Below are 12,326 nucleotides of genomic sequence, written 5' to 3'. Positions count from 1 at the left end.
ATGACGAACCGTTTTGCTGCGATTCAAATGGTGTCCGGTCGGTCGCTGGATGAGAATCTTGAAACGGCTGCAAGGCTGCTGAAGCAGGCGGCCGAGCAGGGTGCCGAGCTGGCAGTGTTGCCGGAAAATTTTGCGTTGATGGCGCCTACCGAGTCTATTCAGGCATTGGCGCAGCACGAGCAGCAAGCATCACAGTTGCGTCATTTTCTTGCGGATCAGGCCGCGTCCCTCAAACTTTGGTTGCTCGGCGGGACTCTGCCACTGCCTGCCGACGATGGCCGCAGCTATGCCGCTTCGCTGGCGTATGACTCCGACGGTGTATGCCGGGCCGAGTATCACAAAATTCATCTCTTTGACGCCGATGTCGGTGACGCGCAGCAGCAATACCGGGAGTCGGACAGCTATGCGCCGGGTGATCAGCCCTGTGTCTTCGACAGTCCCTTTGGCCGAATCGGCGTGGCGGTATGCTATGACTTACGTTTCCCCGAACTGTTTCGGCAGATGATGGACCCGGGGATGGATGTGTTGCTGGTCCCCGCTGCGTTTACCCGTCGTACCGGGCTGGCGCACTGGCTGCCACTGCTGCGTGCCCGGGCAATCGAAAACCAGATTGCGGTGGTAGCGGCCAATCAGGGGGGGATTCACAGTCGACGCAGGCAGACGTCTGGGGGTTCCTGCATTATCGATAGTTGGGGAACCGTGCTGAGCGAGATGGGGTTTGGCGAGGGTGTGGCGCTTGCTGATATTGATCTGGCGGAGCAGCAGGCGCTCAGGCAGCGTATGCCGGTGATGCAGCACCGGCGCTTTTGAATTAGCTGGCGGCGTCTTCGTTCGCCAATTCCTGAAGTTCGCGAAGATAACGGAACAGTTTGCGCGCCGCCGCAGGGGGCTTACTGTTACTGCGTTCCTTTGCCGCCTGCACCAGAAGCTGCCGCAGGCGCTGACGATCAGCGTCGGCAAAACGCTGCATAGCCAGTTCAACGCCCGCTTGGAGCTCGCTGCTGAGCATATCGTCTCGGAGGCCTTCCAGCTCGTGGAAACGGCGGGCCAGTGCTTTCTGCCCCAAATCTAGTTCCTGCAGAGCGGCCTCAATGGCGGTGGTGTCTACCTGGCGCATCAGCTTGCCGATATATTGCATCTGGCGCCGCAAGCCCTCGCGGCTCTTGATGCGCTTCGCGGTGGCGATTGCCTCCGTCAGATCTTCATCATTAATGGGGATACGGGCCAGATCGGCATCGCCCAGTTCAACCAGACGCTTTCCCACCGCTTGCAGGGCATCCATTTCGCGCTTGCGTGCGGTTTTGCTGGGGATCATCTGCTCGTCGAAATCAGTCACGGTGATACTCTTGAGGTTTTGGGCCTGTCAGGCGTAAAAGTAGGTGGCTAGGCCAAGGAAGGACATAAAGCCGACGACGTCGGTAACGGTGGTTAGTACTACCCCGCCTGCCAACGCCGGATCAATTTTCAGGGTTTTCATCAGCAGCGGCAACACGGCGCCGGCCAGTGATGCGGTAATCAGATTGATGACCATGGCCGCGGCGATAATCGCGCCGATCAGGGGGTCGTTGAACCACAGACTTGCTGCCACCGCGACGATTACCGCCCATATCAGGCCATTGATCAAGCCCACCAGAACTTCACGATTAATCAGCCAGCGACTGTTGTTGCGGCTGATATGCCCCAGTGCCATACCGCGGATAACGACCGTCAGTGTCTGGGTGCCTGCGACGCCACCCATGCTGGCGACAATGGGCATCAGTACGGCCAAGGCAACGACTTTTTCAATTGTGCCTTCAAACAGATTGATCACACCGGAGGCGATAAAGGCCGTGAGCAGGTTGATACCCAGCCAGATGGCCCGTCGGGGGGCCGTGCTCATTACCGAGGCGAAGGTATCCTCATCCTCGTCCAGACCGGCCATACTCATCAGCGAGTGGTCGGACTCCTCTCGGATAACATCGACCACGTCATCGATGGTGATTCGGCCCAGCAGGTAATGGTTTTCGTCGACGACGGGGGCGCTGACCCAGTCCCGGCGTTCGAACAGATTGGCGACTTCCCGTGCGGGCATGGAGGCGACAATTGGCTCGACCTCGGTGTCCATGATTTCCCGAACGGTCACGCTGGGATCGGAGACCAACAGTTTTCGCAGTGACAAAATGCCGATGAACTGGTCGTTGCGGTTGACCACAATCAGGCTGTCGGTCATCTCCGGCAGCTCTTCGTGACGGCGCAGGTAGCGCAGGGCAACGTCCAGAGTAATATTGGGCCGCACCGTTATGGTGTCGGTGTTCATCAGACCACCGGCGCTGTCCTCGTCGTAGGACAGAATGTGTTCTACGCGCAGGCGGTCCTGGTGGTCCATGGATTCCAGCACTTCGCGAATAACACGATCGGGAAGCTGCTGGAGAATATCGGCAATATCATCGGCTTCGAGGCCTTCAGTGATGGCCGCGACTTCCTCGGCGTCCATTTGCCGAAGGAACTGGCTTTGCACTTCATCGCTGAGGTGCTGGAGAATATCCCCCTCGTTCTCGCTGTCGACCAGTTGCCAGAGTACGCCCCGCACTTTCTGCGGGGTGGATTCGATCAGGTGGGCAGCATCGACCGGTGGCAGGCCGTTGAGCATGCGGCGGATTTGCAGGAAGGCACCGGAGCCCAGCGCCTCGTTCAGGAGTTCGAGGCGGCTGGCGGTTAAATGCTTTTCTCCGGGTTGAGCCATAACACTCCCTGCGTAGTGCCGCCGTCGTCGGCGATCTGGAATTGTCCCGAATTATCCTTGAATCTGGGGCGGGCAACAATTGTCACCGTCGGGTTTTGCAGGAAATGTACTAAAACGCCTTACTCGCCTTCGCCGAAATAGTCATTAATCAGCTCAACGAGTGCCGACAGGGCTTGCTCTTCGTCATCACCCTCACAGCGAATTTGAATTTCGGTTCCTCTGCTGGCGGCCAGCATCATGACGGACATAATGCTCTTGCCATCGACCCATTTGTCGTTACTGCACACCGCGACATCGGCACTGAATGCGGCACTGGTCGACACAAATTTTGAGGCGGCTCGGGCGTGAAGACCGAGTTTATTAATGATGGTAATACGGGTTTCTTGCATGGGTTCGCTCCGCCGGGGCTCAGTGCTGGAGTTCGCGATGGCGAACCTGGAGATCAGGGCATTGTGCTCTGAGTGCTGCTGCAAGGCGCTCTACCATATACACGGAGCGGTGCTGGCCACCTGTGCAGCCAATGGCAACGGTGAAGTAGCTGCGGTTACCTTTTTCGATATGTGGCAGCCAGTGTTCCAGATAATTGAGAATGTCCCGGTACATGGTTTCGACCATCGGCTGCCCGTCGAGAAAGTTTCTGACACCTTCGTCGCGGCCACTCAGGGCGCGCAGAGACTCATCCCAGTGAGGATTGGGTAACATGCGCAGATCGTAGACCTGATCGGCATCTATTGGCAGGCCGCGTTTAAAGCCAAATGATTTCAACTGCAGCGACATACGATTGGCATCGACACCCAGCACCCTGTCGCGGATTGTGGCGCGCAGCTCATGTACTGTCATATCGCTGCTGTCGATGGTTAATGACGCTTCCATCACTACGGGTTCGAGCAGCGTGGTTTCCTGTCGTATTGCATCGCTGAGCGGTTGATTCGCTGTGGTCAACGGGTGGCGACGGCGAGTCTCGCTGAAGCGTTTTATCAACTTGTCGTCGCTGGCATCCAGAAAAATGATTCGCAACTGTGCGAGGTCCCGAACCTGCTCGCAAAGGGACTTGAAGCGCGAGAGTTCGTCAGGAGAGTTGCGGGCGTCGATACAAACGGCGACCTGTTGATGGACCTTGAGCTGGCTTTGCGAGAGCTCATGTACCAGCGCCGGTAACAGGGAAACTGGTAGATTGTCGATGGCGTAAAAGCCCTCGTCCTCCAGTTGATGAAGTGCCGTACTTTTCCCTGATCCCGAGCGGCCACTGATAATGATCAGTTTCATGGCGATCAGGGCGCGCGGGTTACAGCAGTAGTGTACAGGGCTTCATCGCTGCCCGCGTTGCGCAGCTGTTGACGAAAGCCGTCGTCGTTAAACACATTGGCTAGACTGGCCAGCACTTTGATGTGCTCGTCGTGGGCTTCCGCAGGAACAATGAGTGCGAACACCAGGTCGACGGGTTGATCGTCGATGGCCTCGAAATCGATGGGCTCGGCGAGCTTCAGCAGAATGCCGGTAATCGCCGTACACTGCTGGCTTCGGCAGTGGGGAATCGCAACCCCGTGACCGATACCCGTGCTACCCAGTCGCTCTCGGGCAAGGAGTTCGTTGAACAGATCGTCAGCGTTGAACTGGCTATTGTCGTCGGCGACAAATATCGAGATCTGTTCAAGAAGACGTTTTTTACTGCCTACGGACGTACCCCAGTGGGTACGTCCTTGGCTCAGTATCGCATTAAGGCTCATATTATTAGGTATCCGGAAAAACCGGCCCGGCGCTTACCGGCCCAGGTGTTTTTCCTTGTGTTTGATCAACTGGCGATCCAGCTTGTCGGTCAGGCTGTCGATCGCAGCATACATATCTTCCGATTCGCATGTGGCAAACAGGTCCGCGCCTGCCACATGCACTGTCGCTTCCGCTTTTTGTACCAGCTTCTCGACTGAGAGCGTAACGTCCGTATTGGTGATATTGTCGAAATGTCGTTGCAGTTTGGCAAGCTTGTTATTGACGTATTCACGCAGTGCCGGTGTAACTTCAACGTGGTGACCACTGACAGTTATCTGCATATCTTGCTCCTTTTACACTCAGATCGTCCTGCGCCTCCCGGCGTAGGGTCAGGGCTGCGCGATTTAACGCAGCCAGCTATACCAGTCGCTTCCGCTCATTAGAGGGGGGAATGACCAGTGATTCTCGGTACTTGGCGATGGTTCTCCGCGCGACCTTGATACCCTGTTCGGCCAACAGTTCGGTAATCTTGCTGTCGCTGAGTGGCTTTCGCGGATTTTCTGCGGCGATCAGCTTTTTGATCAGCGCGCGAATGGCGGTCGATGAGCACTCGCCGCCGGTATCGGTCGATACGTGGCTGGAGAAAAAGTATTTCAGCTCGTAAATGCCCCGCGGTGTATGCATGTACTTCTGGGTGGTGACCCGCGAGATCGTGGATTCGTGCATGCCCACGGCGTCGGCAATGTCATGCAACACCAACGGTTTCATCGCCTCGTCGCCGTATTCGAGAAAGCCTCGCTGATACTCGACGATTTTGCTGGCGACTTTCATCAGGGTTTCATTGCGGCTCTGCAGACTTTTGATAAACCAGCGCGCTTCCTGGAGGTTGTCGCGAATATAGTCTTTTTCGCTGCTGGTACTGCTTTTGGCCAGTGCCGCATAGTGCGAGTTGATTTGGATTTTCGGGGCAATATCCGGGTTGAGTTCCACCAGCCAGCGGCCGTCTTTTTTACTGACGAAGACATCCGGGACGACGTATTCGGTATCGCCGCTACTGATTGCATCGCCGGGCGTGGGGTTCAGGGACTGGATCAGCAGCAGTGTATCCCGAAGCTGATCTTCCTTGAGGCGACAGCGGCGCATAATCTGGTTGTAGTCGCGGTTGCCGAGCTGGTCCATATGCTGCTCTACAATCTGCATGGCCTCTTGCAGATAAAGCGTCTCGCGGGGCAACTGCCGCAACTGAATAAGCAGACACTCCTGTAAATCCCGGCCACCGACGCCAGGGGGGTCAAACTGCTGAATCAAGTGAAGGACGGCGTGGACTTCTTCGATTTCGACGTCTTCATTGTCGAAGGCATCCACCAACTCTTCAGGCGTGACGGTCAGGCGGCCTTTTTCGTCGATGGCGTCGATGATGGCATCGGCAATGAACTGATCGATTTCAGACAGGCGACTCAGGTTGAGCTGCCAGCGCAGGTGGTCTTGCAGGGAATCTGAGCTGCCGTGGCGGTAGTCATTGCTGTAATCGTCATCGCCGCTGGGAGCGCTGCTCGCCGGGCCGGAGCTTTGGTAAACGTCATCCCATTGGCTGTCTACCGGCAGGTCCTCGGGTATTTCGCTGCGCTCGGCCCATTCGCTGTCTGCGTCGCTGGCGGTGGGCTCGCTTTCGTTGCTGCTGCTGTCGTTTTTGGTATCGCTGCTTTTTGACTGACTGTTGCTGTCTTGCTCGGGGGTGTCGTTTTCTTCCTCCAGTTCCAGAAGCGGATTGGAGTCCAAAGCAGACTGGATTTCCTGTTGAAGGTCGAGGGTGGACAGTTGCAATAAACGAATCGCCTGTTGCAGCTGGGGGGTCATGGTCAGCTGCTGACCGACTTTAAGCTGGAGCGATTGTTTCATAGGCAGCGGTTTCTACTACACCAAATTCTGAAGACATTTGTGCCTGATTGGCGGCACTTTAAGGTCAGTGTAGTCCTGCCGGAGAGCGGCTGCAATAGGCGTATAAAGCAATTGCTGTGCCGATTTTTCCTATCACAACGTGAACTTATCGCCAAGATAAATATCCCTGACGACCTGGTTGTTGAGTACGGATTCGGCGTTGCCTTCGGCAACAATACGACCTTCGCCGACGATGTAGGCTTTTTCGCAGATATCGAGGGTTTCTCGTACATTGTGATCGGTGATTAACACGCCGATTCCGCGGGCCTGAAGGTGTCGAATAATGTGCTGTATGTCGTTAACCGAGATGGGGTCGACGCCGGCAAAGGGCTCGTCGAGCAAAATAAAACTCGGCTCTGTCGCCAGCGCGCGAGCGATTTCGACGCGTCGGCGCTCGCCGCCGGACAGCGCCATGCCGGGCGATTTACGGATGTGGGTAATGTGGAACTCCTGCAGCAGGGCGTCGAGCTTTTCTTTTCGCTGGCGACGGTTGAGGTCGCTGCGGGTTTCCAGAATCGCCATGATGTTGTCGGCGACGCTGAGTTTGCGAAAGATCGACGCTTCCTGGGGCAGGTAGCCAACACCGTGGCGGGCTCGGCCTTGAATTGACAGCGATGTCAGATCTTTGCCATCCAGCTCTATGCGGCCCCTGTCGGCGTTGACGATGCCGACAATCATGTAGAAACACGTGGTTTTGCCCGCGCCGTTGGGGCCCAGCAGGCCGACTATTTCGCCGCTGTTGATGCTCAGTGACACATCCTTGATCACCTCTCGCCCTTTATAGGCTTTGGCGAGATGGCTGGCTTTTAGTACGGGCATCAGGGCGTGCTCTCGGTGTCGGGTTCTGGCGCCGGTTCAGTCTCGGGGGGTTCCGTGCCGGGTTGTTGGGGCTGCAGTGTCATCTGCACGCGGCCATCGAGGCTTCGGCTGCCGCCATCGGCGACCACCAGTTGCTTGCGCCCGCTGTACACAATGCGGTCACCACTGATTTTTGAACCCTGATGGCGAATGGTGGCGTCTTTCTGCAGCAGAATTTCCTCATCGCTCAGGCTGTATTCGATCAGTCTGGCGCTCGCGGAGACTACCCCTTCTTCAGCCCGGGGCTGCTGTTCAAAATACGCCGGGCTGCCATGGGCGATGACTTTCTGCACCTTGCGGTCGTCCTCGACAATAATCAGCTTGTCTGCGCGGATTTTCAGGCTTCCCTGAGACATGTTCACGTTGCCGGTATAAATGCCCTGGTTGTTCTCGTAGGTGGCCTTGTCCGAGCTGAGGTTGATCGGCTGGCTGCGGTCGTTGGGTAATGCGCTGACCGTCAGTGGCATGGCCAGCAGGCACAGTAGCTGGAGTTTACTGCTGAGGTTCATAGTGTCCCTTTACCTGTGAAAGGAGCTCGACGCGTTCCTGTTTGAGGTCAGCGCGCATGCCCACCGAAGTCGTTGTGCCATTGGGCAGTTTAAGGTCGAGCGGCTGAGCTGTCGCGACGGTGCTGTGTTCCAGGTCAATAGTCAATTGTTGGGTACTGATCTCGGCTTCACGAATCAGGTCTTTTACCAGCACGTCGTGGCGCAACTCAAGGGATTGGCCATTTTGCGACAGCGTGCCGGATGCGGCGTTTGCAGTCCAGGGGCGTTGCTGGCCGATGTCGCCAACGTAAAAGGGTTGCTGAAGGCGAATATCGCCGCTGGATATCATTCGATCAGCGCTTTCCGCCTGCCAACGGTAGGCAATATTGCCGTCAGCGCTGTATTTCAGACCCTCTATCCCCTGCAGGTGGGAGTCCACATCCGGGATGGCGTCAAAATTATCGATCAGGCTCAGTTTGCCGCTTTCGCTGAACTGCGTCAGGTAAATCACGGTACCGGCGATGGCCGCCAGCACCGAAAGTACCGAGGCGATATTGATGCGAAAGCTACGCGAAGCCATGATTACAAGTATTGCTCCAGAGCGTCATTTAACTTGCCTTGAGCCATTAAAATCAGTTCGGCGATTTCTCTGACAGCCCCTGAGCCACCAGTCGCGCGGGTTTGCCAGTCAGCATGACGGGCGACGAAGTGGTGGCCATTGGCCACGGTGATGCCCAGGCCGGCGGCGCGGATGGCGGCGAGGTCGGGCAGGTCGTCGCCGACGTAGGCGATTTCCTCGTAGCGCAGGCCCAGATCGCTGCGCAGTTCTTCGAGGGCCGTGCCTTTATCTTCACGCCCCTGATAGATCAGCTCGATGCTCAGCTCGCGGGCACGTCGCAGCAGTAGCTCAGAGGTGCGGCCGGTGATGATCGCCGGGCGAATGCCAGCGTCGCGGAGCAGCTTGATGCCGAGGCCGTCGAGAATGCTGAACGCTTTCATTTCCTCGCCACTGTTGCCAAACAACAGGCTGCCGTCGGTCAGTACGCCGTCAACATCCATGGCCAGTAGGCGGATATTGCGAGCTTTTTCTATGACGCTTTGCATGGTTTTCCCTTTACGCGACGCCTGCCTTGAGCAGGTCGTGGGTGTGGATTACGCCAATGGGCTGCTGTTTGTCATCCAGCGCGACCAGCACCGTGATCTTATTGTCTTCCATAATGCGCAGCGCTTCGGCGGCCAGCATGCCGGGCTGAATACTGCGGCAGTTGCGGGTCATCACGTCGTCAATTTTTGCGTCGCGGATATCAATGCCGCGGTCAATGGCGCGGCGCAGATCGCCGTCGGTAAAGATGCCAGCAAGCGTGCCGTCGCTGTTCAGGACGGTTGTCATGCCCAGCGCTTTGCTGCTCATTTCCAGTAACGCTTCGCTCAGGGCGGCACCGCTATTCACTTTGGGAATTTCGTCGCCGGTATGCATAATGCTGTCGATTTTCAGCAGCAGTCTTCTGCCCAGCGCGCCGCCGGGGTGGGAGAAGGCAAAGTCATCAGCAGTGAAGCCGCGGGCCTCCAGCAGGGCAATGGCGAGTGCGTCGCCCATGACCAGCGTGACGGTGGTGCTGGAAGTCGGCGCCAGGTTCAGTGGACAGGCCTCCTGTGCCACCCCGACATCCAGGTGGACATCGGCGGCTTGTGCCAGCTCTGATTGCGGACGCCCGGTCATGGCCAGTACCGGGACCGCCAGGAGCTTCAACAGAGGAATGAGGGTAACCAGCTCAGCAGTGGTGCCCGAGTTGGAAAGTGCGATGACCACATCGCCGGGGCGTATCATGCCCATGTCGCCGTGGCTCGCTTCTCCGGGGTGAACAAAAAATGCTGGTGTTCCCGTGCTGGCCAGCGTTGCGGCGAGTTTGCTGCCGATATGGCCGGATTTTCCCATGCCAGTGACGACCACTCTGCCCTGGCAGTTGAGTAACAGCTCGCAAGCGCGATCAAAGCTGTCATCGGTGCGGGCAAGCAGTGCGTCTACGGCGTCGCGTTCCATGCTGATGACGCGCTTGGCAGTCTCGATATATGAAGATGTCATTGCGGGAGTTTTGGCCTTATTGTTCCGGGCGAGCCATTAAGCTGGCGCTCATTTTGGTTATGATAATTTCCAATGTGACAAATTAACAGGTTTACTGCGTCTCCCCGCAGGGAGTGATTTACGTAAACTGCGGTCGGAGAAACTGTGTAATACACCACTGCGGGCTGATGGCAGGCAGTGGCTGGGGTGCGGAAAACGGAGAGTAGACAATGATGAAGAAAATTCTGGTAATGCTGACGGCGACGCTGTTCGCCGGTTTGGCTCTTGCCAAAACCGATGACTCGGCAGTGGGGCCCCATGAGGTGGTTGCAAACACCACGCAGGAGCTAATGAAAGTGATTGAGGAGGCTCGGGGTTATGTCGATCAGGATCCCGACCGCTTCAACAACGAAGTGCGTCGTATCATGGATCAGGTGGTCGACTTTCAGAGTTTTGCCCGCGGTGTGATGGGGAAGTACGGCAGTCGCGCCTACTATCAGAGCCTGACCAGCGAAGAGGACAAAGCTCAGTTTCGCGACCATGTGCTGCGTTTTACCCAAAACTTCAAAGACGGTCTGATCAATACCTATGCGAAGGGCCTGCTGGGCTTCAATGGCAATAAGATTGAAGTGCTGCCGCTGGCTGAAGACGCGGACCTGTCGGGCAGTGTTGGGGTGCGTCAGCATATTTACGGTGAGCGCGCCAAGCCTTACGAGGTCATCTATACCTTGCGCCGTGACGCACAGGGCGACTGGAAGCTGCGCAATGTGATCATTGAGGGGCTGAACCTGGGGCGCATTTACCAGAACCAGTTCCGCACGGCGGTGGCAACTTACGATGGCGATATCGAGAAAGTGATCGATAACTGGACGGTAGCGCCCAAGGAAGTGATGGAACAAGCCGCTGGAGACGCTGGCGAGAAGTGATCAATCGGCGCCCTTTTCTCGCCAAGGGCGCCGCAATTGCGTACAATTCGCGGCCTGTTTTTTGAATGACGGAAACTTGCAGGCATGCAGACAGAACAAATTCTGGCACGATTGAGCGAGCACTTTGCTGACGGTACTTTTGATGTGCAGGGCGAGGGCAATCACGTCGATGTACAAGTTGTCAGTGAAGCGTTTGCAGGGCTGCGCCCGGTGCGCCGCCAGCAACTTGTCTATGCTGCCGTCAACGACCTGATCCGGGACGGCTCCCTTCACGCGATCAATATCAAAGCGCTCACCCCCGCTGAAGCCGAGTAATCGGCCTGGCGCGATAGCGCAGGAGTATCCATGGATAAACTGCTAATCCGCGGCGGTGGTCCGCTCTGCGGAGAAATTCGGGTGTCGGGGTCGAAGAATGCCGCGCTGCCTATTCTCGCGGCGACATTGCTGTCCAGCGAGCCCGTTCGCATCAGCAACCTGCCTCACCTTCACGACATTACCACCATGATTGCGCTGCTGCGCAGTATGGGCACCGAGCTGCTGGTGGATGAGCGTCTGTGTGTTGAAATTAACGGGGCGACAACCCGTGAAACCACCGCGCCCTATGAGCTGGTGAAAACCATGAGGGCATCGATTCTGGTGCTGGGGCCTCTGCTGGCGCACTTCGGTCATGCGCGGGTGTCCTTCCCCGGTGGTTGCGCCATAGGTAGCCGCCCGGTCGACCAGCATCTGCGTGGGCTGGAGGCAATGGGTGCGGAAATTGATGTCGATGAGGGCTATATCACGGCAAGAAGCCCCGGTGGCCGCCTGAAAGGCGCGCATATCCTGTTTGATATGGTAACGGTTGGCGGCACAGAGAATCTGCTGATGGCCGCCTGTCTTGCTGACGGACGCACGGTACTGGAAAACGCTGCCCGTGAACCCGAGATAGTGGATCTGGCCAATTGCCTGATTGCTATGGGGGCGAAGATCAGTGGTCATGGTTCGGCGACAATTGTTGTTGAAGGCGTTGAATCACTGGGCGGCTGCGATTACTCGGTGATGCCGGATCGCATTGAGGCGGGCACTTATCTGGTCGCTGCCGCGGCCACGCGCGGTAAGATCAAGTTGCGCGATATCGACCCGAATACGCTTGAAGCGGTGTTGGTCAAGCTGGAAGAGGCGGGCGCGGATATTGAACAGGGTGATGACTGGATTACGCTGGATATGAAAGGTCAGCGCCCGAAATCAGTCAGTTTTAAAACCATGCCTTACCCCGGCTTTCCCACCGACATGCAGGCGCAGTTTACCGCTATGAATGCGGTGGCTGACGGTGTTGCTCAAGTCAGTGAGACGATTTTTGAAAACCGTCTGCTGCAAACCCATGAGATGAATCGGATGGGGGCCAAGATCCGCGTAGATGGCAACACAGCGCTGATCACCGGCGCCGAGCGCCTGAAGGCCGCTCCGGTCATGGCCAGCGATCTCCGCGCGTCGGCCAGTCTGGTGATTGCCGGGTTGGTTGCCGATGGTGAAACGGTCATTGATCGTATTTATCATATCGACCGTGGTTACGAATGTATTGAAGAGAAGTTTCTGTCACTGGGCGCTGATATCCGTCGAATCAGCGGCAAGTGATATGCCGGGCT

Annotated in this window: 16 protein-coding genes; 4 read left to right on the top strand and 12 right to left on the bottom strand. The window is 56.9% G+C overall.

All coding sequences use genetic code 11. From position 1 onward, the window contains the following. Window positions 1-810 (top strand): carbon-nitrogen hydrolase family protein, encoded by an 810-nt coding sequence (locus G411_RS0112810; RefSeq protein WP_022959617.1) that lies wholly within the window; start codon window positions 1-3, stop codon window positions 808-810. Window position 811: 1 nt separating this feature from the next. Here G411_RS0112810 and yjgA read toward each other — a convergent pair whose 3' ends face one another. The 12 genes from yjgA to G411_RS0112750 form a co-directional block, all read right to left on the bottom strand. Next, window positions 812-1,336 carry a ribosome biogenesis factor YjgA gene (yjgA, locus tag G411_RS20390; protein WP_022959616.1) on the bottom strand — a complete coding sequence of 175 codons (525 nt, stop codon included), beginning with the start codon at window positions 1,334-1,336 and terminating at the stop codon, window positions 812-814. A 27-nt stretch (window positions 1,337-1,363) separates the two neighbouring features. Further along, window positions 1,364-2,722, bottom strand: a complete 1,359-nt coding sequence (mgtE, locus tag G411_RS0112800; protein ID WP_022959615.1) for a magnesium transporter — start codon at window positions 2,720-2,722, stop codon at window positions 1,364-1,366. Window positions 2,723-2,841: 119 nt separating this feature from the next. Further along, window positions 2,842-3,111, bottom strand: coding sequence for an HPr family phosphocarrier protein (locus G411_RS0112795; RefSeq protein WP_022959614.1), 270 nt, complete (start codon window positions 3,109-3,111; stop codon window positions 2,842-2,844). 19 nt (window positions 3,112-3,130) lie between these two features. Next, window positions 3,131-3,988, bottom strand: coding sequence for an RNase adapter RapZ (rapZ, locus tag G411_RS0112790; protein ID WP_022959613.1), 858 nt, complete (start codon window positions 3,986-3,988; stop codon window positions 3,131-3,133). Window positions 3,989-3,993: 5 nt separating this feature from the next. Further along, window positions 3,994-4,449, bottom strand: coding sequence for a PTS IIA-like nitrogen regulatory protein PtsN (gene ptsN, locus G411_RS0112785; RefSeq protein ID WP_022959612.1), 456 nt, complete (start codon window positions 4,447-4,449; stop codon window positions 3,994-3,996). 33 nt (window positions 4,450-4,482) lie between these two features. Then, window positions 4,483-4,770, bottom strand: coding sequence for a ribosome hibernation-promoting factor, HPF/YfiA family (gene hpf, locus G411_RS0112780; protein ID WP_022959611.1), 288 nt, complete (start codon window positions 4,768-4,770; stop codon window positions 4,483-4,485). A gap of 76 nt (window positions 4,771-4,846) precedes the next feature. After that, entirely contained in the window at window positions 4,847-6,328 is a 1,482-nt protein-coding gene (locus tag G411_RS0112775; protein WP_022959610.1) for an RNA polymerase factor sigma-54, read from the bottom strand. A gap of 132 nt (window positions 6,329-6,460) precedes the next feature. Continuing rightward, window positions 6,461-7,186, bottom strand: a complete 726-nt coding sequence (gene lptB / locus G411_RS0112770) for an LPS export ABC transporter ATP-binding protein (protein WP_022959609.1) — start codon at window positions 7,184-7,186, stop codon at window positions 6,461-6,463. Then, the gene (lptA, locus tag G411_RS20385) at window positions 7,186-7,734 is read right to left on the bottom strand and encodes a lipopolysaccharide transport periplasmic protein LptA (RefSeq protein ID WP_022959608.1); all 549 of its coding nucleotides are present in this window, start codon (window positions 7,732-7,734) and stop codon (window positions 7,186-7,188) included. The genes lptB and lptA overlap by 1 nt, the downstream gene beginning before the upstream one ends. Continuing rightward, window positions 7,718-8,293, bottom strand: coding sequence for an LPS export ABC transporter periplasmic protein LptC (gene lptC, locus G411_RS21535; protein ID WP_022959607.1), 576 nt, complete (start codon window positions 8,291-8,293; stop codon window positions 7,718-7,720). The genes lptA and lptC overlap by 17 nt, the downstream gene beginning before the upstream one ends. A 2-nt stretch (window positions 8,294-8,295) precedes the next feature. After that, window positions 8,296-8,817 carry a KdsC family phosphatase gene (locus G411_RS0112755; protein WP_022959606.1) on the bottom strand — a complete coding sequence of 174 codons (522 nt, stop codon included), beginning with the start codon at window positions 8,815-8,817 and terminating at the stop codon, window positions 8,296-8,298. 10 nt (window positions 8,818-8,827) lie between these two features. Continuing rightward, the gene (locus G411_RS0112750) at window positions 8,828-9,796 is read right to left on the bottom strand and encodes a KpsF/GutQ family sugar-phosphate isomerase (RefSeq protein WP_022959605.1); all 969 of its coding nucleotides are present in this window, start codon (window positions 9,794-9,796) and stop codon (window positions 8,828-8,830) included. 209 nt (window positions 9,797-10,005) lie between these two features. On the opposite strand from G411_RS0112750, the gene G411_RS0112745 reads away from it, so the two are divergent. From G411_RS0112745 to murA, 3 genes are all read left to right on the top strand, one after another. Then, entirely contained in the window at window positions 10,006-10,701 is a 696-nt protein-coding gene (locus tag G411_RS0112745) for an MlaC/ttg2D family ABC transporter substrate-binding protein (RefSeq protein ID WP_022959604.1), read from the top strand. Between the two features lie 84 nt (window positions 10,702-10,785). Then, a complete protein-coding gene (locus G411_RS0112740; RefSeq protein WP_022959603.1) occupies window positions 10,786-11,016 on the top strand; it encodes a BolA family protein in 231 nt (76 codons plus the stop codon). A gap of 30 nt (window positions 11,017-11,046) precedes the next feature. Then, the gene (gene murA / locus G411_RS0112735) at window positions 11,047-12,315 is read left to right on the top strand and encodes a UDP-N-acetylglucosamine 1-carboxyvinyltransferase (protein ID WP_022959602.1); all 1,269 of its coding nucleotides are present in this window, start codon (window positions 11,047-11,049) and stop codon (window positions 12,313-12,315) included. Window positions 12,316-12,326 lie beyond the last annotated feature (11 nt).

This window comes from Spongiibacter tropicus DSM 19543 (assembly GCF_000420325.1).
Lineage (GTDB): Bacteria > Pseudomonadota > Gammaproteobacteria > Pseudomonadales > Spongiibacteraceae > Spongiibacter > Spongiibacter tropicus.
The sequence above is the reverse complement of the archived record's forward strand: the minus strand, read 5'-3'. Positions and strand labels throughout refer to the sequence as shown.

Bases quoted from the DNA above. Each gene is read 5' to 3' on its own strand.
- G411_RS0112775 (WP_022959610.1), bottom strand. From the start codon at position 6,328: ATGAAACAATCGCTCCAGCTTAAAGTCGGTCAGCAGCTGACCATGACC.
- murA (WP_022959602.1), top strand. From the start codon at position 11,047: ATGGATAAACTGCTAATCCGCGGCGGTGGTCCGCTCTGCGGAGAAATT.
- lptA (WP_022959608.1), bottom strand. From the start codon at position 7,734: ATGAACCTCAGCAGTAAACTCCAGCTACTGTGCCTGCTGGCCATGCCA.
- ptsN (WP_022959612.1), bottom strand. From the start codon at position 4,449: ATGAGCCTTAATGCGATACTGAGCCAAGGACGTACCCACTGGGGTACG.
- G411_RS0112745 (WP_022959604.1), top strand. From the start codon at position 10,006: ATGATGAAGAAAATTCTGGTAATGCTGACGGCGACGCTGTTCGCCGGT.
- G411_RS0112750 (WP_022959605.1), bottom strand. From the start codon at position 9,796: ATGACATCTTCATATATCGAGACTGCCAAGCGCGTCATCAGCATGGAA.
- G411_RS0112755 (WP_022959606.1), bottom strand. From the start codon at position 8,817: ATGCAAAGCGTCATAGAAAAAGCTCGCAATATCCGCCTACTGGCCATG.
- lptC (WP_022959607.1), bottom strand. From the start codon at position 8,293: ATGGCTTCGCGTAGCTTTCGCATCAATATCGCCTCGGTACTTTCGGTG.
- rapZ (WP_022959613.1), bottom strand. From the start codon at position 3,988: ATGAAACTGATCATTATCAGTGGCCGCTCGGGATCAGGGAAAAGTACG.
- G411_RS0112810 (WP_022959617.1), top strand. From the start codon at position 1: ATGACGAACCGTTTTGCTGCGATTCAAATGGTGTCCGGTCGGTCGCTG.
- G411_RS0112740 (WP_022959603.1), top strand. From the start codon at position 10,786: ATGCAGACAGAACAAATTCTGGCACGATTGAGCGAGCACTTTGCTGAC.
- mgtE (WP_022959615.1), bottom strand. From the start codon at position 2,722: ATGGCTCAACCCGGAGAAAAGCATTTAACCGCCAGCCGCCTCGAACTC.
- hpf (WP_022959611.1), bottom strand. From the start codon at position 4,770: ATGCAGATAACTGTCAGTGGTCACCACGTTGAAGTTACACCGGCACTG.
- lptB (WP_022959609.1), bottom strand. From the start codon at position 7,186: ATGCCCGTACTAAAAGCCAGCCATCTCGCCAAAGCCTATAAAGGGCGA.
- G411_RS0112795 (WP_022959614.1), bottom strand. From the start codon at position 3,111: ATGCAAGAAACCCGTATTACCATCATTAATAAACTCGGTCTTCACGCC.